18 protein-coding genes and 1 pseudogene are annotated in these 19,471 nt (G+C 70.0%); 5 read left to right on the plus strand and 14 right to left on the minus strand.

The annotated features are described in order from the left end of the window. Positions 1 to 27: 27 nt before the first annotated feature. The 6 genes from ABE488_RS01105 to ABE488_RS01130 all read right to left on the minus strand — a co-directional run bounded on the left by ABE488_RS01105 (position 28) and on the right by ABE488_RS01130 (position 8,270). Positions 28 to 1,329 carry a hypothetical protein gene (locus ABE488_RS01105; RefSeq protein ID WP_346446765.1) on the minus strand — a complete coding sequence of 434 codons (1,302 nt, stop codon included), beginning with the start codon at positions 1,327 to 1,329 and terminating at the stop codon, positions 28 to 30. Between the two features lie 113 nt (positions 1,330 to 1,442). Then, positions 1,443 to 2,456, minus strand: coding sequence for an alpha/beta hydrolase (locus tag ABE488_RS01110; RefSeq protein ID WP_346446766.1), 1,014 nt, complete (start codon positions 2,454 to 2,456; stop codon positions 1,443 to 1,445). 73 nt (positions 2,457 to 2,529) lie between these two features. Beyond that, positions 2,530 to 3,219, minus strand: a complete 690-nt coding sequence (locus ABE488_RS01115) for a class I SAM-dependent methyltransferase (protein WP_346446767.1) — start codon at positions 3,217 to 3,219, stop codon at positions 2,530 to 2,532. Beyond that, positions 3,216 to 4,547, minus strand: a complete 1,332-nt coding sequence (locus ABE488_RS01120) for an amino acid permease (protein ID WP_346446768.1) — start codon at positions 4,545 to 4,547, stop codon at positions 3,216 to 3,218. The genes ABE488_RS01115 and ABE488_RS01120 overlap by 4 nt, the downstream gene beginning before the upstream one ends. A 452-nt stretch (positions 4,548 to 4,999) precedes the next feature. Next, the gene (locus ABE488_RS01125) at positions 5,000 to 5,872 is read right to left on the minus strand and encodes a ribonuclease H-like domain-containing protein (protein ID WP_346446769.1); all 873 of its coding nucleotides are present in this window, start codon (positions 5,870 to 5,872) and stop codon (positions 5,000 to 5,002) included. 10 nt (positions 5,873 to 5,882) lie between these two features. Further along, the gene (locus ABE488_RS01130) at positions 5,883 to 8,270 is read right to left on the minus strand and encodes a DEAD/DEAH box helicase (protein WP_346446986.1); all 2,388 of its coding nucleotides are present in this window, start codon (positions 8,268 to 8,270) and stop codon (positions 5,883 to 5,885) included. 178 nt (positions 8,271 to 8,448) lie between these two features. Between ABE488_RS01130 and ABE488_RS01135 the strand changes: the two genes are divergently transcribed. The 4 genes from ABE488_RS01135 to ABE488_RS01150 all read left to right on the plus strand — a co-directional run bounded on the left by ABE488_RS01135 (position 8,449) and on the right by ABE488_RS01150 (position 10,171). Further along, entirely contained in the window at positions 8,449 to 8,988 is a 540-nt protein-coding gene (locus ABE488_RS01135) for a type 1 glutamine amidotransferase domain-containing protein (protein WP_346446771.1), read from the plus strand. Positions 8,989 to 9,011: 23 nt separating this feature from the next. After that, positions 9,012 to 9,407, plus strand: coding sequence for an MAPEG family protein (locus ABE488_RS01140; RefSeq protein ID WP_346446773.1), 396 nt, complete (start codon positions 9,012 to 9,014; stop codon positions 9,405 to 9,407). Between the two features lie 98 nt (positions 9,408 to 9,505). Next, on the plus strand, positions 9,506 to 9,754 hold the full coding sequence (locus ABE488_RS01145) for a hypothetical protein (RefSeq protein WP_346446774.1): 249 nt from the start codon (positions 9,506 to 9,508) through the stop codon (positions 9,752 to 9,754). Between the two features lie 153 nt (positions 9,755 to 9,907). Further along, a complete protein-coding gene (locus tag ABE488_RS01150) occupies positions 9,908 to 10,171 on the plus strand; it encodes a hypothetical protein (protein ID WP_346443185.1) in 264 nt (87 codons plus the stop codon). A 54-nt stretch (positions 10,172 to 10,225) separates the two neighbouring features. Here the strand turns inward: ABE488_RS01150 and ABE488_RS01155 are convergent, their stop codons facing one another. The 8 genes from ABE488_RS01155 to hutU all read right to left on the minus strand — a co-directional run bounded on the left by ABE488_RS01155 (position 10,226) and on the right by hutU (position 18,607). After that, on the minus strand, positions 10,226 to 10,462 hold the full coding sequence (locus ABE488_RS01155) for a hypothetical protein (RefSeq protein WP_241945614.1): 237 nt from the start codon (positions 10,460 to 10,462) through the stop codon (positions 10,226 to 10,228). A 272-nt stretch (positions 10,463 to 10,734) separates the two neighbouring features. Continuing rightward, positions 10,735 to 11,550 (minus strand): hypothetical protein, encoded by an 816-nt coding sequence (locus ABE488_RS01160; RefSeq protein ID WP_346446775.1) that lies wholly within the window; start codon positions 11,548 to 11,550, stop codon positions 10,735 to 10,737. 91 nt (positions 11,551 to 11,641) lie between these two features. Further along, on the minus strand, positions 11,642 to 12,157 hold the full coding sequence (locus tag ABE488_RS01165; RefSeq protein WP_346446776.1) for an MgtC/SapB family protein: 516 nt from the start codon (positions 12,155 to 12,157) through the stop codon (positions 11,642 to 11,644). Between the two features lie 314 nt (positions 12,158 to 12,471). Then, on the minus strand, positions 12,472 to 12,840 hold the full coding sequence (locus ABE488_RS01170; RefSeq protein ID WP_346446777.1) for a hypothetical protein: 369 nt from the start codon (positions 12,838 to 12,840) through the stop codon (positions 12,472 to 12,474). 148 nt (positions 12,841 to 12,988) lie between these two features. Continuing rightward, positions 12,989 to 14,362 carry an MFS transporter gene (locus ABE488_RS01175; protein ID WP_346443192.1) on the minus strand — a complete coding sequence of 458 codons (1,374 nt, stop codon included), beginning with the start codon at positions 14,360 to 14,362 and terminating at the stop codon, positions 12,989 to 12,991. Positions 14,363 to 14,489: 127 nt separating this feature from the next. Further along, positions 14,490 to 14,954 (minus strand): peptide-methionine (R)-S-oxide reductase MsrB, encoded by a 465-nt coding sequence (gene msrB, locus ABE488_RS01180; RefSeq protein ID WP_346443194.1) that lies wholly within the window; start codon positions 14,952 to 14,954, stop codon positions 14,490 to 14,492. A gap of 127 nt (positions 14,955 to 15,081) precedes the next feature. After that, complete coding sequence (locus ABE488_RS01185) at positions 15,082 to 16,794, minus strand: leucine-rich repeat domain-containing protein (RefSeq protein ID WP_346446778.1); 1,713 nt, start codon at positions 16,792 to 16,794, stop codon at positions 15,082 to 15,084. Positions 16,795 to 16,933: 139 nt separating this feature from the next. Then, positions 16,934 to 18,607, minus strand: a complete 1,674-nt coding sequence (hutU, locus tag ABE488_RS01190) for a urocanate hydratase (protein WP_346443197.1) — start codon at positions 18,605 to 18,607, stop codon at positions 16,934 to 16,936. Positions 18,608 to 18,826: 219 nt separating this feature from the next. Here hutU and ABE488_RS01195 point away from each other — a divergent pair. Continuing rightward, positions 18,827 to 19,471: pseudogene (locus tag ABE488_RS01195) on the plus strand (ThuA domain-containing protein).

Raw genomic sequence — 19,471 nt, forward strand, 5'->3', positions numbered from 1 at the left:
CACGACGCGACGGGCCGCGCCCGTCGCTCACCCCGGCGTTGGCGCCGGGGTCTGGGTACGATCGGCGCCGTCGGTCGGCGCAGCCGCCTCGCTGTCGTCGGCCGAGGCCTCGGACGGCCGGGCGGGCGTATCGCCGCCCTGCGCCGTCGGCGTGCGCGCCTCGCGCGGCGCGGGCGCGGCGGGGGCCGGCTCGGCGGCGCGGCGGGGCGTCCCGCTGGGCACGCCCAGGATGCGCAGCCGGCTGGCGATGCCTGCGGCCGCGGTCATCTCCCCGACGAGGTCGAACTCCGACAGCGGGCTCTCCGACGGGCACTGCGCGTCCGGGAAGCCGAAGCGTCCGCGCAGCTCAAGACCGCAGGCGGTCATCGCCTCGACATCGCGATCGGGTGCATTGCAGGTCGCATCGAAGGCGCGGATGTAGGAGTCGCGGCGCGCGACGAAGTCCTGGCCGCACTTGCGCATCAGTCGCAGCCGGTCGAGATCGTCCTGCGCCGGATTCACCCCATCCAGGCCATAGAGCTTGAGCTCGTCGGGGGTGAGGATGCGCAGGCTGCGATTGGGCACGGCCATCATCAGGTCGGCGACCGCGACGGCGGCACCGTTGCGCTCCAGATAATCGCGGACCCGGCCGTAGACCGCCCGCAGTTCCCGGTTGAGCTCGGCCCGCGTCGACGCGCTCGAGCTCATGCGGATGATCCGGTGGATGCCGACCCGGCCGCCGATCAGCCGGGTGTCGCCGCCGGCGAGCAGGAACACGCAGGAACTGTGGCAGGCCGCGCCTTCGCGCACCCAGATCGTCCAGCGCGACTCGGCGATCACGTCGCCGGCGCGGATCGCTTCTTCGACCATGCCGCCGCTCGAGTCGAGATCGAGCACCCGCTTGTCGATCTTCAACTCGTCGGCGACCGCAGCCAGGCGTTGCATCAGCCGGGTGAAATCCTGGGTCACGCGCCCCTTGAAGCGCAGCCGGAATACCCCGCGCTCGGCGCAGGGCGCCATCGCCTCGCGCAGCGCCGCGCGGTCGAACGCCTTCAGCACGTCGCCATCGCCAGCGTTGGCATAGTCCAGTTCGCAACTCACCGACGCAGTCGCGCCCTCAAGCGTCATCGGCGACCAGTCGACCTCGGCCGGATCGGCGGTGTCGGCGGGCAGCGGCGCCACATCGGGCAGGTCCTCGGTCGCCAGCGGCGCCGTGCTGACCGCGCCGCCCTCCTCCGGGCTGGACACCTCGACGGTCTCCACTGCCTCATCGGCGGGCGCAGGCGCGCGCTGGCAGCCGACCACGGCCAGGCACAGGATCAACGGCAGGCACGAACGCCAGGACGACATGGAGGCAACGGACTCCGGCTAGGGGCGCGAGATGATCCGCCCAGTGTAGGGACTTGGCCGGCGACCGTTCGAATGCGATGTGAATGCAGCCGGACAGCCCGCGCCCAACGTGCTCAGCGGGCCAGCCGTGGCAGCAGCGCCGCGTGGAACGGGGCGGGCGCCTCGACCTGCGGCGCGTGGCCGAGCGCCGGGAACTCGACCAGTTCGGCATCGGGGATCGCCTGAGCCGCGCGTCGCCCCAGCACCGGATAGTCGCCCAACCGCGCGGCGATGGGCGGCGGCGCGCGATGGGCGCCGGGCGCGGTGCGATCCTTGCCGCCGATCATCAGCAGCGTCGGCACGCGCAGCTTCGCAAACTCGTGCACCACCGGCTGGGTGAACACCATCTCCGAGGTCTGCGCCTGGTTCCAGGCCACGATCTCGCCGTCGGGACCGGCGTACAGGCCGGCCAGCATCTCGACCCAGCGGTCGTAGCGCGGGTCCCAGCGACCGTCGTAATAGACCTTGCGCTGATAGGCCCGGATGCGCTCGGCGCTCGTCCTGCGCTCGTCTTCCATCAACTGGTCGACCGTCGCGTACGGCACGCCTTCGGCCTGCCAGTCCTCGAGCCCGATCGGATTGACCAGCACCAGCTGCGCGACCGCGTCCGGATACTGCAGCGCGTAGCGGGTCGCCAGCATGCCGCCCATCGAGTGGCCGATCAGCACCGGGCGCTCGACGCCCAGCGGCTGCAACAGCCCGTGGGTGTTGGCGGCCAGCTGGGCGAACGAGAACTGGTAGCCGCGCGGCTTGCTCGACCCACAGAATCCGACCTGATCGGGCGCGATCACCCGCCAGCCGTCGGCGACCAGCACGGCGATCGTGTCCTCCCAGGTCGCAGCGCAGAAGTTCTTGCCGTGCAGCAGCACGGCCGTGCGCCCGTTGCCCGTGCCCGCTGGCTGCACGTCCAGATAGGCCATCGACAGCGCCTGGCCCTGCGAGCTCAGCGCATGCGTCTGGCTCGGGTACGCCGCATCCAGGCCCTGCTGCCCGCCGCGGTCGGGCGAGGTGGCGTTGGACGCAAAGGCGGCAGCGGACACCCCCGACAGTGCGGCGAGCGACAGCGCGAAGGTCAACGAGCGGGACATGCGAACAGCCTCATACAGCGGGATGGCGCGATCCTGCCAGGCGCGATCGACCGGGCACCGCGTGGGGCCCGGCTCAGCGTGCGGGCACGGTCCACAGATAGATGCGGGTGCCGTCCACCTCCTGCGTGGCCTCGGGCGTCCACTGGTCGGCCATGTCGAAGGCGTGGCTGACGATCCGCGTGCCGGGCTTGAGCTCGGCGAGCAGTTTCGGGCGCAGTTTCACATTTAGGCTCTGCAGCAGATACAACGTGACCACGCTGGCCTGGCTGATGTCCTCTTGGAACAGGTCGGCCTCCTTGAACGTCACCAGATCGGTGACACCGGCCGCCTCGGCATTCGCGTTCGCCTCGCGCACGCGTACCGGGTTGATGTCGATGCCGACCGCGCGCACGCCAAAACGTTGTGCCGCGGCGATCGGGATGCGGCCATCGCCCGAGCCCAGGTCGTAGAGCACGTCGCCTTCGCGGACCTTGGCCAGATTGAGCATGGCATCGACCACCGGCTCGGGCGTCGGCACGTAGATCACGTCGGGCTCGCGCGACGGTCGCGGCGCGCCTTCGGCGAACGGCGAGTCCGGGCCGATCTGGGCGGTGACGGTCGGCACCGCGGTCGGCACGCCGCCTGCGCCCGTCGCTGCGGGCAGGCCGGCAGCGGTATCGGCCGTGGCCTGCGGCGGCTGCGGATCCTGCGCGCACGCGATCATGAAGGCGGGCACCAGCACGCAGAGCGCGCGCATGGAACGGGACGGGGTCGATCGGATCATCGCGAGGTCTCCTCGAGGCAGGTGGACGGTCGAAGCCAGAGCAACAGCAGCCCGCCGACCGCGAGCACGACCACGCCGACCAGCGCACCGCGTCCGGTGTAGGCCAGGCTCGCGTACAGCAGGTAGCCGCTGGTCGCGCAGAACAGCAACGGCAGTGCGGGATACAACGGCACCCGGAACGGGCGCGGACGCTGGGGGTCGCGCCGGCGCAGCACGAACAGCGCGATGCCCACCAGCAGGAAGAACAGCCAGAACACCGGCGCGGTGTACTCCACCGCGACCTCGAAGCCATCGCGTGCGAACGCGCCCAGCCCGACCAGCGCCAACGCCAGCACGCCCTGAGCCAGGATCGCTGCACGCGGCGCGCCGCTGCGCGCATCCCAGCGGCCGATGGCGCTCAGCGCCGGGAAATCGCGCCCGACGGCGTACACGCTGCGCGCACCGGTGATCAGCGTCGCGTTGGCCGAGGTCAGCGCCGCAGCGACCACGATCGCACTCATCAATGCCGCGCCGCTCGGCCCGAACACCCGGCCCATCACCTCGGCCGCGACGGCGTTGTGCTCGGCCATGCCGCCCAGGCCGAGCACGCGCAGATAGGCCAGGTTGACCAGCACGTACAGTGCAGCGATCGCGATCAGGCTGAGCACCAGCACGCGCGGCATCCAGCGCCGGGCATCGCGGACCTCGGCGGTGATGTAGACCGCCTCGTTCCAGCCGCCGTAGGTCAGCAGCACGAACACCAGGACCAGGCCGATCGCGCTGTCACCGCCGCTGCCCGGCACCGCTGCGATGTCGGTCGGCGCAAACGCCAGCCCCGCCACGACGATCACCAGCACGCCAGCGATCTCGGCGATCGTCAGCCACGTCTGCACCGCCGCACTGTGGCGCGTGCCGATCCAGTTGATCGCCGACAGCGCAATCACGGCCGCGGCCGCGTACAGCGCCGATGCCCCACCGCCGCGGTCGAACAACTGCGCCAAGTAGTCGCCGACGATGAAGCACAGCAGCGCGATCGAACCGGTCTGGATCACGGCCATCCGCGCCCACGCGAACAGGAAGGCCATGCGCGGTCCATAGGCGCGCCGCAGGTAGGCGTAGTCGCCACCGGCCTGCGGGTAGGTCGTGGCCAGTTCGGCGTAGCACAGCGCACCGACGATCGACAGCACGCCGCCTGCGGCCCAGGCGAGCAGCAGTGCCACTTCGCTGCTCGATGCGCCGGCAACGAGCGACGGCGTGCGGAAGATGCCCGCGCCGACGACGATACCGATCGTGATCGCGAACGCATCGCGCGCACGCAATGTGGCACGCGGGGGCGCAGGGTCGGCCATCGCGGGCCGGCGTTCGCTTGCGTCCATGAGGGTCCAGAGTGACGGAGGGTCGCCGTCGGCGAACCGGCGGCGCGGGACTGCTGGGCCGTCCGATTCAAGCACTGCCGCGATGGCAGACATGTGAACGCGTCCGCAGCATCGCACGCTTGTACGGACGCGTGCACAGCAAGGCGCGACGCGCGATCCCACGCACAAGTGGCCGCCCGCGGTAGCGCCGCCGCGCGCTGTGGCAGCGGCGCGCACTGGGGAGGGCGACCCGCACTGCGGCAGCAGACTCGCGCACTGTGGCGGCGGACTGAAGACCGCTTCCAGGTCGGTGTGCGGCTCCCCCTCCCCCGCTGGCGGGGGCGGGCGCCCGCGCCGCCGCCGCGGGGGGGGGGGCGCCCCCCCCCCCCGGGGGGGGGGGGGGGGGGGGGGGGGGCCCCCCCCCGCCGCCGACGGCGCGCATGGCGTCAGCGGTCGCGCATCGCCTCGAGCACGCCCAACAGACTGCGCAGATCCTGCGCGTTATGCAGACCGACGCGACGCAGCTTGTCGGCGCTGCCGCCGCGCAGATAGCGCAGCCACGCGGCCGGCGCTTCGCTGCCCGGCAGGTCGTCTTCGCGCAGCACACCGAGCAACTCGCGCTCGACGGTCGCCAAGCGGCAATTGGCCCAGACACCGCGATAGCGGCGCCGCACTGGGTGCAGCAGGTCGACATGGCGCAGGTCGATCAGCGGGTCGCGCATCCGCGCCAGGCGGTAGCGCGTGGTCAGCAACGGACGGTCGTAGCAGCGTCCGTTGTAGCTCACAAGGACAGTCTCGCGCCGCAGCCAGCCGGCGAAGACCTTCAGCATCTCGCGCTCGGCGCCGAGCGTGGTGATGCACAGCTGGCGAATCCGCAGCCGGCCATCGATGACGTCCGCCGCGCCGATCATGAACGCACGGGTGCCGGTGCCGCCGGCCAGGCCGGTGGTCTCGGTATCGAACGCAAGCAGGTCGCCGCGCTGCACGGTGTCATGGCGGATGTCATGAAGCGCCAACTCGGCGTCGTCATGCGGCCACGGGGCCATCTGTTCCAGATAGCGCAGGCCCGGCGCGATCTCTTCGCCAGGTAGCGTGCGATCGACCGTCGCGTCCGGACGCGATGCCACGGCCGGGGCGCGCAGCTTCATCAGCTTGCGTAACTGCTCGGCGACCGCCTCTGGCGACCGTTGCGCATCGGCGCGCGGCCACTGCGCGCGCGGCGGCAGCACGGGCGCCATCGGCCGGGCCGGCGCGACGCTCGGCAGCGCGGTCCCGGCCTGGCTGCGCAGCAGCCCCAGCCGCTTGGCCAGCGCGCTCATGGGCGCCCCGTCATGCGCTCACCAGCAGGTCGACCACGCGCGCGGCCAGCTGCCGCGGCGTGCGCTCGGTGTCCTCCTCGGACGCGAGGATCGGCCCGACGCAGGCCGGGCAGCCGGCACGGCAACCGCAGCCATCGATCAGCGCCGCGGCCTGCGCCAGCAGTTCGTCGCGGCGCTCGAACAGCGGTGAGGACAGACCGACGCCGCCTGGATAGTTGTCGTAGAGATAGAGCGTCGGCGCGAAACGACCGATCCCGGCGATGTCGAGTGCCGCGCCCTCGCCGTCGCGCAGTTGCCCGCGACCGCGCTGGTCGGCGGTCGCAAACCACGTGCCATCGCCGCTGCCCACGGCTTTCTGCAGGTCGCGGCTCTCGGCCATCACCGCGACCTGCGCGACCAGATGCAGTGCGTACGAGGCGCCCAGAAACCCGTCGAGCGCCTCGTGCCGCGCATCGAACGCGGCATCGAGCGCGCGCTGCGGCAACTGCCACCACACCGCGCTGGTGTGCAGTTCCTGATCGGGCAGGTTGACCGGCCCGTAGCCGATGTTCTCGTGGGTGTGGAAACGGATCTTCTTGTAGCCCGACACCCGCCGTACCACATGCACCTCGCCCAGATGCGCGCTGCCCTGCCCTGCGTCCGCCTGCTCGGCATCGTCGAGCACCTTGAGCTTGGTGTAGTCGATCGCATCGGTGTAGTAGTCGACGTGGGTGCGCTGCACGTAGGCCTTGCGGCCCTCCCAATCCAGGCGTTCGACCTGGAACGGCTCGGACTGGATCATGTGGATCGCGCCCTCGTAGAGCGTGAGCGCGGCGGCCGAATAGTCGACCTCGGCGATGATCGTCTGCCGACCGTCGGTCCGATCGACGACCACGAAGTTGCCGTCGGCGACCGAGCGCAGGTTCACCGCCTGCGCCGGATAGCTGTCGGCGATCCATTCCCAGCGATCGCCCTCGTGATGCAACACGCCCGACTCGGCCAGCACCTCCAGCCACGGCAGTGGCGCGACCGGGCCGAACATGTCGCCATCGACGAACGGCAGTTCGAACGCGGCGCAGCGGATGTGGTCGAGCAGGATCAGCGGCTGGTCGGGCTCGATCCGGGCGTGCTCGGGGTTGGCCTGCGCGAAGAACTCCGGATGGCGCACGACGTACTGGTCCATCGGTTCGGAGCTGGCGACCAGAACGCCGACCGAGGGCTGCTGCCGGCGGCCGGCACGACCGAAGCGCTGCCAGGTCGCCGAAATGCTGCCCGGATAGCCGTTGAGCACGACCACGTCGAGGCTGCCGATGTCGACCCCCAGTTCCAGGGCCGAGGTGCTGACGATGCCGTCGATGCTGCCCGCGCGCATCTCGCGCTCGGCCGCGCGGCGTTCGGTCGGCAGGTAGCCGCCGCGGTAGGCGCGGATCCGGCGCGGCTTGCGCGGGTCGTGGTCGAAGACTTCCTTGAGGTACTTGGTCAGCACCTCGACCATCAGCCGGGTCTGGCAGAACACCAGTGTCTTGAGGCCGGAGCGGATCGCCAGCCGTGCGATGCGGTTGGACTGCGAGCGCGCGGACGCGCGCAGGCCCAGGTCCGGATTCACCACCGGCGGGTTCCACAGCAGCACGTGCTTGTCGCCGCGCGGCGCGCCGCCGTCGTCGATCGCCTCGAGCTGCGCGTCGTCGACCTCAATGAGCGCGCGCCCGTGCTCGCGGGCATTGCCGATCGTGGCCGAGCACAGGATGAACTGCGGGGTCACGCCGTAGAACGCGCACACCCGCTTGAGCCGGCGGATCACATTGGCCACGTGCGAACCGAACACGCCACGGTAGGTGTGGATCTCGTCGATCACCACGTAGCGCAGATTCTCGAAGAACTGCGCCCACTTGGTGTGATGCGGCAGGATCGCCTGATGCAGCATGTCGGGATTGCTGACGACGATGTCGCTATTGATGCGGATCGCCTGGCGCGCGTCCCCGGGCGTGTCGCCGTCGAAGGTCGCCGCGCGCAGGCCGAGCTCGCCGGCGGCATTGAGTTCCAGCAATTCGGCGACCTGATCCTGTGCCAGCGCCTTGGTCGGGAACAGGTACAGCGCCTTGCTGCGCGCGGCGATCGCCGCCGACAGCACCGGCAGCGTGTAGCACAGCGACTTGCCCGACGCGGTCGGCGTGGCGACCACGACGTGGCGGCCGGCCTGGGTCGCGGCCCAGGCCTGGGCCTGATGGCTGTAGAGCCGGTCGATGCCGCGGCTGCGCAGCGCGCGCGCCAGCGCTTCGGGCACCTCGCCCGGCATCGGCGCGTAGCGGCCCGGCTGGCCGGGCAACAGCAGGCTGCCGGTGATGCGCCCGGGGTACTTGGCCGACAACTTGGTCGCAAGCGCAGTGCCGGGCGCGGTGCCGGCCGTGGTCGCAGGCAGCGAGTCGGGTTTGAGGATCGCGTTCAGACAGCACGCTCCGGGCGGCAGGCGGGGCGCGAGCGTGCCCGTGCGTCGTCTCACGACGCGAGACGGCGGCCGCAGGCGCCTTTCGTTCACGGGCGCAGGACCGCCCGCGCCCTAGCATCGGGCGCTCCTGATCCCCCGCTTGGAGACCCCGATGCAGACCCTGGACGGCAAGACGATCGCCATTCTCGCCACCGACGGCTTCGAGCAGTCGGAGCTCGAGAAACCGCTACAGGCCTTGCGCGAGGCCGGCGCCCACGTCGATGTCGTGTCGCCTGGCGATGCGACCTCGATCAAGGGCTGGGACCAGAAGGACTGGGGCCGCAGCGTCGATGTCGACGTGCCGCTGTCCAAGGCCGATCCCGGCCGCTACGACGCGCTGGTGCTGCCCGGCGGGCAGATCAACCCCGACAACCTGCGCAAGGACGCCGACGCGGTCGCGTTCGTGCGCACCTTCGGCCGCAGTGGCAAGCCGGTCGCCGCGATCTGCCACGGTCCGTGGCTTCTGGTCGAGAGCGGCCTGGCGAAGGGCCGCAAGGTCACATCCTGGGCATCGATCAAGACCGACCTGGTCAATGCCGGCGCGGATTGGCAGGACGCGGAGGTCGTCGTCGACGGCAACCTGATCACCAGCCGCGAGCCCGACGACATCCCGGCCTTCAACGCCGCGATCGTCAAGGCCGTCGCAGGCTGAATCCGCACACTGCGCTGGAGACCATGCCGATGACGATCGAATTGCAGATGTTGGCCGGGTCGATCGTCCTCGGCTTGGTCCACGTCCTGGTCGCCGCCGGGTTTTCCACCGCGCAACGCGGCATGGCGTGGAATGCCGGCAATCGCGACGGCCATGTGCCACCGCTGACCGGCGCCGCGCAGCGACTGTCGGCGGCGAGCCGCAACTTTCTCGAGACCTTTCCGTTCTTCGCCGCCGCGGTGCTGGCGGTGGTGCTGGCCGGTCGCCACGACGCCACCACCGCACTGGGCGCGCAGCTCTATCTGTGGGCGCGCGTGGCCTATCTGCCGGTCTACGGCGTCGGCATTCCCTACCTGCGCAGCGCCATCTGGGCAGTCGCGACCGTGGGGCTGGTCATGGTGCTTGCAGGGCTGTTGTGAACGCGGCCGTCCTGTCATCGAAATCCAACATTGGATTCACGGAAAACAGACGATCCGCGCCTTAGCCTGCGCACTCCCAAGTTCCTGGCAACATCCCGATGGCCCGTTCCGAATCCGATCACATGTTGGTGCTCTCGCTGGGTCGCAATGGACGCGCCTCGTATCCCGAGCGCCCCTGGGAGGAGATCGAACCGGTGCTGCGGCGGGTCTGGGAATTCGATGGCCGGCTGCGCGCCTGGCATGACGTCCGCGCGCAAGTGCAGGCAGCCTGGCAGGCGCATGACACGCGCCCGCGTCGCGATCGCCGTCGCGGCGCCACGATTGATCAGGTCAGCCGCGCGGTCTGACACCCGTTCGCACCATCTCCCGACGGGAGGAATCGCGACATCACGATCGGCTCGCGATGCAGGCAGGCCCCGGCTACAGCACGACGTCATGCTCTTGCCGCCCGCATGACGCGGTCGCCCCGATAGTGTCCGCACCGCAGACCGGAGATCGCCATGAGCAAGGCCAACCCCACCCGCCCCAACGCCCCGAGCGACGAATCGTCGCTGCGCGACCGCGAGGACCTGCCGCCGACGCGCGGACCGGCACTGAAGGATCCGCGCTCGCAGTCGGCGATCGACAACATCGGCCTCGACGACCAGGCCGACCTGCTGGACCCCGAACTCGATGACCAGATCGGCGATCGCAATGCCGATGGCCATTCGTTCGCCGACGACGTGCGCAGCGATACCGGTGTGGAGAACGGCGAGCCGAAGTGAGCGTGCCTGTGCCCGGGGCCGTCTTCGGCCCCGGGCGCGTTGCGTGACGCGTGGTCAGACCCCAGGACGGCGGTACAACGCCGCGTTGATGCACGAGAACACGCTGACGATGAACCAACCGAACGGCAGCAACGAGACCGTCAGCAGCCAGGTGATCGCGAATGCGATGCAGCCAGCCAGAAACCACAGCACGGCCGATAGCAGCCGACCCTGCACCAGTTGCCCGAGGCCGGGCACGATGAAACTGCAGATGGCGGCGATCACATTGCCGGCCGAACCCTGTCCACTCATGGAACGATCTCCTGCGCGTTGGAATGACTGCGATGGTCCGCGACGAGGGCGCGGCGTGATGTGAATGCGCCATACCGTTGCCTCGACGACAGGCGCGCCATCAAGGCCGGCAACCGACCTGTCCAGCATACTGGCGAATGCTGGCAGCGCGATGCCCGCGCGCATCTGCCGCGCAGTGGGAGCGACACCGTGGCCTGCAGACATGGGCGCACCGACGACGGGCGCATCCTGGAAGGATGCGCCCGTGGCGGAATCACTGGCGATCGGAGGCGTCAGCCGACGCGGAAGCGGTCGTTGTCGTCGCGGCCGCTGCCGGTGTACTCGCCGCTGGTATAGCGGTCATGCGACACGTAGGCATCCTCCACCGCAGCCTTGGCGCGATCCCATTCCAGGCGTGAATTGCCGCGACGCGATGCCCAGTCTCGCGCAAGCTCGCCTGCAAGCGCGTCGTCCCACTCACGATCGGCATGACGCGAACGCGCGTAGGCGCCATAACGATAGGCCGGCTGGTAATCCTCGTAGCGGTCGTCGGCGTTGCGGTAGGGCGCATTCTCGAACGCCTTGGCGTAGTAGTCATCGCTGCGCTGGTACAGAGCGTACGTCCGATCCGTGCGCTCCCAGGCATCGCGCACCGCCGGCTGCGCGTCTTCCCATTCCAGCTTCGATTCGGCCCTGGCCGATTCCCAATCGCGGCGCAGTTGCGCCTCCGACTCGTCCCAACCGCGGGTCCGATCGGCCTCGCGGGCCTGCAGGCCGAAGCCGTAGGCCGGAGCGTAATCGCGGTCGTAGTCATGCCCAGGTTTGACGTAAGGCCGGTCGCCATGCGCTTGGCGCCAGTACTCCACTTCGCCGGTCGGATCGATCCGCTCGGCCACGCCCTTGCCGATCGCCGCCCCGGCGACCACGCCCACCGCCGCCCCGATCAAGGTCCCGACCGGCCCGAACACGGTACCGGCCGCAGCACCGGCGGCCATGCCGCCCGCAGCGCCGCCCACACCGACACCGACGGGATGAGCGCCGGGCGTCTTGGTGATCGGATCGCGATTGAGATCGCGGCCACCGTCGCGAATGTCGTCCTGCTTGGTCATGTGCTTGGCTCCGTTGCTCGAATGTGCGATCACCGTGCGGGTCCGGGGATGAAGCCGCCGTGGCGAAATCCGGAATGCGCGGCCGTTGCGTTCAGCTGTCACGCCCGGCCATGTCCGCAGGGCGTCGGTCCGCCGTCGCACGCGAACGTTGCAGACGAGGCAGCGCGCCGACCACCAGCAACGCCACAAGCGTGGTCGCCAGTGCCACCATCTCCTGCCCCATGCCTGCCGCCATGCCGATGGCCGCAGTCATCCAGACGCCGGCCGCGGTCGTCAGGCCTTCGATGCGCTCGCCCTTGTCCAGCTTGAGGATCGCGCCCGCTCCCAAAAACCCGATACCCGACACGATGCCCTGCATCACCCGGGTCACCTCGGCGCCGTCGATGTCCGACAGCAATGGCGCGAGCACGAACAGCGCCGAACCGATCGAGACCAGGATGTGTGTCTTCAGTCCCGCCGCGCGGCCCTTGTTTTCACGCTCCCAGCCGACCATGCCACCGAGCAGCGCGGCCACCAGCACGCGGACCACGATGGTGGTCAGGGTGTCGGGATCGGGCAACGCCAGTTCGCGGGCCACGGCATCGAGCACTTGAGCGAACACGCTCATCGCACATGGCCTCCAGGCACGGCAGGACGAATGAGGCGGGTCGCGATCGGCATCGGGGCACTCCGTAGGGGGGGGGTGCGCCGGACGCTAGCGCGCGTCGGGTCTGACCGCGGTGATGGTCGCTGTCGCGCCTCGCGGCCCAGGTCGCACGTCCACCACCGGGCCGGCGCGCCACCGCCCGCCTCGAAGCCTTGAACGGTCAGCGATCGCCCCCCCCCTGCCGGCCGCGCCCCGGTCGCGGCGGTGGGAATGCAAAACGGGGACGGCCTGCGCCATCCCCGCGGGTCAGATCGCGTCGATCCGGTCGCGCCGGATCAGTCGACGCAGATCGTCCACGCCACGCCGTCGCGCACCCGCTGCTGGCAGCCGAACGGGTTGGTGTCGACGCTGCACTGGCCTTGCACGCGCGCACTGTCGACCGTGCCTTCCGGCGCCAGGCACTGGCCCTGGCACTGCTGGCTGTCGGTGCAGGCCTTGCCGGCATCGACGGTCTGCAGCAGACACTGCGGCACCGGCGCCCGTCCTAGCTGCTTCCACTCGCCGCCGCGTCGCAGACAGTCGGCCTCGTTGGTCACCGACGCCACCGCCGGACCGGCCTTGGGCTGGACGGTGTCGCGCTCGGCCGGCGCGCTGCAGGCGGCCAGCAGGGCGATGAGCAGGACGGGAACGATGCGCTTGAACATGGGTGGGCTCTCGCCAGACGAAGGAAGGCCGAGTCTAGAACCGACGATGTGAATCCCGCAGCAGAACGCCCGCCGCCTTGCCCTGCTCCCTCCCCCGCCTGCGGGGGAGGGCTGGGGTGGGGGCTGGCCATCGCCTCAGCGAATCGCCTCAGCGCACGCCCTGCCCGCGGTCGCGCATGGCCTCCGCATCGTCGAGCCAGTTCGCGCTCTTGTTCTTGAGGAAGAACACGTAGACCACCAACGACACCGCGATCACCGTGGTCGCGTAGACCACGAACGCGGTCACTTGGTCGGACTTGAGCGCGGCCTGGTAAAGCACCGGCGCGGTCCCGCCGAAGGCCGAGTTGGCCAGCGCGTAGCCCAGGCCGACGCCCAGCGCGCGTACGTGGGTGGGGAACAGTTCGGCCTTCACCACCGCGTTGATCGACGTATAGCCGGTCAGGATCACAAAGCCCACGCCCAGGATCAGGAACGCCGACAGTGCGCTGGTCTGCTGCGGCAGCGCGGTCACCATGTAGCCGGTGTAGAGCACGCCGCCGATGCCGAAGAACACCAGCAGCGACTTGCGCCCGATGATGTCCGACAGCCAGCCGCCGACCGGCTGCAGCACCATCAGGAAGGCCAGCAGCGCCAGGTTGATCCAGGTGCCGGTGATCGCATCGCCGCCGGCGAACGCGGTCTGGATCATCTTCGGGCCGTTGACCGAATAGGTGTAGAACGCGATCGTGCCGCCAGCGGTGATCAAAAAGCACAGCAGCAGCGGACGCCACTGGTTGACGAACAGTTCGCGCAGCGACCCCGAGGCGCGTGCGCCGCCGGTCTTGGCGGCCTCGATCGATTCGGTCTCCAGCGACTCGTCCATCGTGCGCCGCAGCCAGAACACCACGATCGCCGCGACGCCGCCCAGGGCGAAGGCCAGGCGCCAGCCCCACTCGGCAATCTGCGCGGTGTCGAGCGACAGCAGCATCGCCAGCAGCGTGGCCTGCGCCAGCACATGGCCGCCGACCAGCGTCACGTAATGGAACGAGGACAGGAAGCCGCGGCGGCCAGGAATCGCGGCCTCGGACATGTAGGTCGCGCTGGCGCCGTACTCGCCGCCCGTCGCGAAGCCCTGCACCAGGCGCGCGAGCAGCAGGATGATCGGCGCGGCGATACCGATCGTGGCGACCGTCGGCGTGATCGCGATGACGAACGAACAGCCGGCCATCATCGACACCGAGACCGTCAGCGCCAGGCGCCGGCCGTAGCGGTCGGCGAAGCGGCCGAAGTACCAGGCGCCGATCGGACGCATCAGGAAGGTCATCGCGAAGATGCCCCAGACGTAGAGCGTGGCGTTCTTGTCCTCGGGCGAGAAGAATTGCGACTCGAAGTACGCCGCGAACACCGAGTAGACATAGACGTCGAACCATTCGACGAGGTTGCCGGCAGACCCCTTCAGCGTATTCGACACCGACCGGCGCAGACTGCCGGGCGGTGTCGCGCTGGGCGCGGCGGAAGACGCGGAATCGCTGGACACACGCATGGGCAAGGCTCGCCGGGTCGGGGGCGGGCGAGTATAGAGGTCCAGGGCGGAAAGGCATGTCGGCGATCGCGACGTGCCCAGGCCGGGCACCGCTGCGTGCCCGGCGCCCTCGCCTGCACGTGAGCGATCAGGCCGGCGATGCCTCCGCGCCGCCGCGTGCCAGCGGGTCGGGCAGCGATTCGCCGGTCGCCACGAACGACAGCGACACCGAGTTGAGGCAATGCCGCTCGTAGGTCGGCGGCGGCCCGTCGGGGAACACGTGCCCCAGATGGCTGCCGCAGCGCGCGCAGACCTCCTCGACGCGGATCATGCCGTGGCTGGTGTCGCGGATGCGGCCGATGTGCGCTTCGTCGATCGGTGCGAAGAAGCTCGGCCAGCCGGTACCCGAGTCGAATTTGGCGCTTGAGCGGAACAACGGCAGGCCGCACAGCCGACAGCAGTAGGTGCCTTCGCGCTTGTTGTCGAGGAACACGCCGCAGAACGGCGCCTCGGTGCCGTGGTGCAGCAGCACGCGGCGCTCGTCGGCGGACAGGTCCGCTTCCAGGGCGGTGCGCTCGGCGGTGCTGGGCGGACGCAGATCAAACGAGGACACGGCATGCTCCGGTGGCGATCGACCCTCAAGAAGCTGGCGATGCACAGACCGCATTGCAAGCCCCGGCCCGTGCGCCGCGTCCCGCCGCTCGGCGGCCCACGCAGGCCCACGTGACGCGTGCGGCGGGCTACTCCGTCCGCAGGTCGAGCCCTGCGTCCACCAGCGGTTTAAGCACCCCGACATCTTCGACCGGCGACTTCGCCAGCCGCACCGTGCGCAGCCCGTGCATGGCGCGCAGCGGCGACACATCGTGCACCCGCGTTTCCTCCATCGTCAGCCAGCGCAGGCTGGGCAGCCCGGCCAGCACCGTAACGTCCTCGACAGGCGTGCGCGACAGGTCCAGTGTTTCGAGCAGCCGCAACGGGGCGAGCGCTGCCATGTCGTCGAACGTGGTGTCGGCCAGGTCCAGGGTCTGGAGCGCCGTCAATTCCGCGATGACCGAGAAATCGGTCACCGACGTTCCGCGCAGGCCCAGGTCGATGAGGTGGGCATGGCCGGCCAGCGCCGAGAGGTCCTGCACCGGTGCGTTGGTCAGCGACAGCCGTTCGAGCCGGCGCAGGCCCGCGACCGGCGCGAGCGCCGCGACCTGGGTATCGTGCAGATGCAACAGTCGCAGGGCCGGCATCCCGGCAACGACATCGATGCGCGCGACCCGGGTCGCCCCCAGCGCCAGCCATTCGAGTCGTCGCATCCCGGCCAGCGGCCTGAGGTCGGCGATCGTGCTGCCGGCAAGCCCGAGTTCGGTCAATCCGGTCAGTCCGGTCAGCGGCCGGTAATCCGCGACCTGGCTGTTGGCCAGCGACAAGACCTTGAGCGTCTTGAGTCTCGCCAACGGCGTGATGTCGGTGAACGGATTGCTGTGGAACAGGGCGCTTTCGAGCGCGGGAAGTTCAGCGATCGGCGACAGGTCGTCGATCGCGTTGTTCCCCAGATCCAGCGTCCTGAGCGCGGGCTTGTCGCGCAGGAACCCGATGTCGCGCACGCCTGCGCTGGCGAGGTTGAGCAGGCGCAGTTCGCCGAGCGCGGCAATCGGCGAAAGATCCTGGACTTCGGTTTCCGACAGCGTCAGCACCCGCAGATCGGGCAATGTGGCGAGCGCGGAGATGTCGCGCACCAGACTGCTCGTCAGGTACAGCGTGCGCAGCGCGGGCAGGCCCGACAGCGCGTCCAGGTCGCCGATTCGCGTGCCATGCAGGTTGAGCGTTTCCAGGGTGCGCAGCGCCGAGAGCGGCGCGATGTCGTGCACCGCGGTCTCGTACAGGCTGAGGGTCTTGAGCGAGCGCAGGCCCGCCAGCGGCGCGACATCGACCACGCCAGACCGGCTGAGGTCGATCGACTCGAGTCCGTCGAAGGCCGCGAGCGCGGACAGATCACGCAACTGCGGCAGTTGCATCAGATCGAGCGTCTTGCCGTCGAAGCCGGCATTGACCGCCATGATGTCGGCGGCGTCGATACCGGGATTGTCGGCCGCCAGAGCGGCCGCGAGCCGCGCGAGCGCCGCATCCGGCGCTGCCGGCAGGTCACATCTGGCGCGGACCGTCTGGTCGTGCACATAGCCGCTGCGCAGGGTGCCGCCGCGTGCGTCCAGCAGGCTCACGCGATGGTAGCCATACCCCTCCGGCGTGAGGAGGGTGTCCTCGACGCGCAGGCGTTGCCCGTTGGGCATCCGTGCCGTCGCCGGATACTGGCGTGCGCTCGGTCCATCGCGCAGGTGGGTGTAGGGGCTGGCGGCGTTACAGACTTGCACGAACGTCCCGCGCTCGACCGGCGCCGCCAGGGCCACCGGCACCACGCCCACCAGCCACGCCGCGCATGCGGCCAGACACTCGATTCGCTTCATTGCCGCGCTCCCCATTGTCGGACCTTAGCGCCTGACCTGGTGTCCAGACCCGCCGCACGCACAATGCACCATGCGCCCGCCCCCGATCGCTGCGCAGTCTTTGCCAGCGCGGCGCGCCCTGCGCGCCAGAGTGACACAGTCAGGCGAGCATCGGCAGATCGAGACCCTGCGCTTTCGCGCAATCGGCGGCGATGGCGTAGCCGGCATCCGCATGCCGCATCACGCCGGTCGCCGGATCGTTCCACAGCACGCGTTCGATGCGTCGATCGGCCGCCTCGCTGCCGTCGCAAACGATCACCACGCCCGAGTGCTGGGAGTAGCCCATGCCGACGCCGCCACCGTGATGCAGCGAGACCCAGGTCGCCCCACCGGCGACATTGAGCATCGCGTTGAGCAGCGGCCAGTCGCTGACCGCGTCGCTGCCGTCGCGCATCGCCTCGGTCTCGCGGTTCGGGGACGCGACCGAGCCCGAGTCGAGGTGATCGCGGCCGATCACGATCGGCGCCTTGAGTTCGCCATTGCGCACCATCTCGTTGAACGCCAGGCCCAGCTTGTGGCGCAGGCCCAGCCCGACCCAGCAGATCCGCGCCGGCAGGCCCTGGAAGGCGATGCGCTCGGCGGCCATGTCCAGCCAGCGATGCAGGTGCGGGTCGTCGGGAATCAGCGCCTTGACCTTGGCATCGGTCCTGGCGATGTCCTCCGGATCGCCGCTGAGCGCGACCCAACGGAACGGGCCGATGCCGCGACAGAACAGCGGACGCACGTAGGCGGGCACGAAGCCGGGAAAATCGAAGGCGTTCTCCAGCCCCTCGTCCTTGGCCATCTGACGGATGTTGTTGCCGTAGTCGACGGTCGGGATGCCCTGCGCGTGGAAGGCCAGCATCGCCTCGACATGGACGCGCATCGAGGCCTTGGCCGCGTCGCGTACCGCGTCGGGATGGGCGGACTGCTCGGCCAGCCAGCGCTCGACCGTCCAGCCGATCGGCAGGTACCCATGCACCGGGTCGTGCGCGCTGGTCTGGTCGGTGACGCAGTCCGGACGCACGCCGCGCCGCACCAGTTCGGGCAGGACCTCGGCGGCGTTGCCCAGCAGCGCGATCGATTTCGCCTCGCCTGCCTGGGTGTAGCGCGCGATGCGCGCCAGCGCGTCGTCCAGGTCGGCGGCCTGCTCGTCGACGTAGCGGGTCTTGAGCCGGAAGTCGATCCGGCTCTGCTGGCATTCGACCGTCAGCGAACACGCACCGGCCAGGCTCGCGGCCAGCGGCTGCGCCCCGCCCATGCCGCCCAGGCCTGCGGTCAGGATCCACTTGCCGGTCAGGTCGCCGCCGTAGTGCTGGCGGCCCATCTCGACGAAGGTCTCAAAGGTGCCCTGCACGATGCCCTGGCTGCCGATGTAGATCCAGCTGCCGGCGGTCATCTGGCCGTACATCGCCAGGCCCTTGCGGTCAAGCTCGTGGAAGTGCTCCCACGTCGCCCAGTGCGGCACGAGATTGGAATTGGCGATCAGCACCCGGGGCGCGTCGATATGGGTGCGGAACACCCCGACCGGCTTGCCCGACTGCACCAGCAGCGTCTGGTCGTCCTCGAGCGTCTTGAGCGTCTCGAGGATCGCATCGAAGCAGGCCCAGTCGCGTGCGGCGCGGCCGATGCCGCCGTAGACGACGAGATCCTCCGGGCGCTCGGCGACCTCGGGATCGAGGTTGTTCTGCAGCATCCGGAACGGCGCCTCGGTCAGCCACGAGCGGCAGGTCAGGGCGCTGCCGCGGGGCGCGCGGATGGTGCGGGACGGGTCGTGGCGCGAGGCGTCTGTCATGGCGGCACTCGATGGGGCGATGAGCCGATTATCGCACCGGCGCACCGGACGGCCTGACGCGCTGCGGCGTGAATGCCGCGGCCGCCGGCCGCTATGCTCGCGCGCATGCGCTCCGCGTCGCCCGTCATCCTCGCCCTGCTTGCTGCGTCCGCGTCCATGGGCGCATCGTCATTGCCCGTCCGTGCCGCCACTGCCGAGCCCGACGTCCCGCGCGTGCTGGTGTTCACCCGCACCGCCGGTTACCGCCACGACGCGATCCCCACGACGATCGAGACCTTGCGCGCGCTCGGGGCGCAGGCGGGCATCGAGATCGAAGCGAGCGAAGACCCGACACGGTTCGACGACGCGACACTGGCCGGCTACCGCGCGGTCGTGTTCGCGCACACCACGCGCGAGGTACTCGAGGCGCCCCAGCAGGCGGCCTTCGAACGGTATGTCGCCCACGGCGGTGGCTACCTGGGCATCCACGCCGCCGCCGACAGCGGCTACACCTGGCCGTGGTACGGCGCGCTGGTCGGCGCCTGGTTCGCACGCCACCCCGAGGGACTGCAGACGGTGCGTGTGGTGTTCGAACAGGACCCGGCGCCGCTGGGCCGACGCGACTGGCGGGTCGTCGACGAGATCTACGACTACCGCCGAAACCCGCGTGCGGATGTGCGGGTGATCGCGTCGGTCGATCCGCACTCGCATGCCGCCGGCGGTATGGGCGACGACCATCCCATCGCGTGATGCCACACCCGCGCCGGCGGCCGCGCCTGGTACACCGGGCTCGGCCACGACCCTGCGCTGTATGCCGATCCGGTGTTCCGCGCGCATCTGCTGCAGGGACTGCGCTGGACGACCGGCCACGCCGACGACTGCTGA

This window comes from Luteimonas sp. TWI662 (genome assembly GCF_039673825.1).
In the GTDB taxonomy this organism is placed as follows: Bacteria; Pseudomonadota; Gammaproteobacteria; order Xanthomonadales; family Xanthomonadaceae; genus Luteimonas.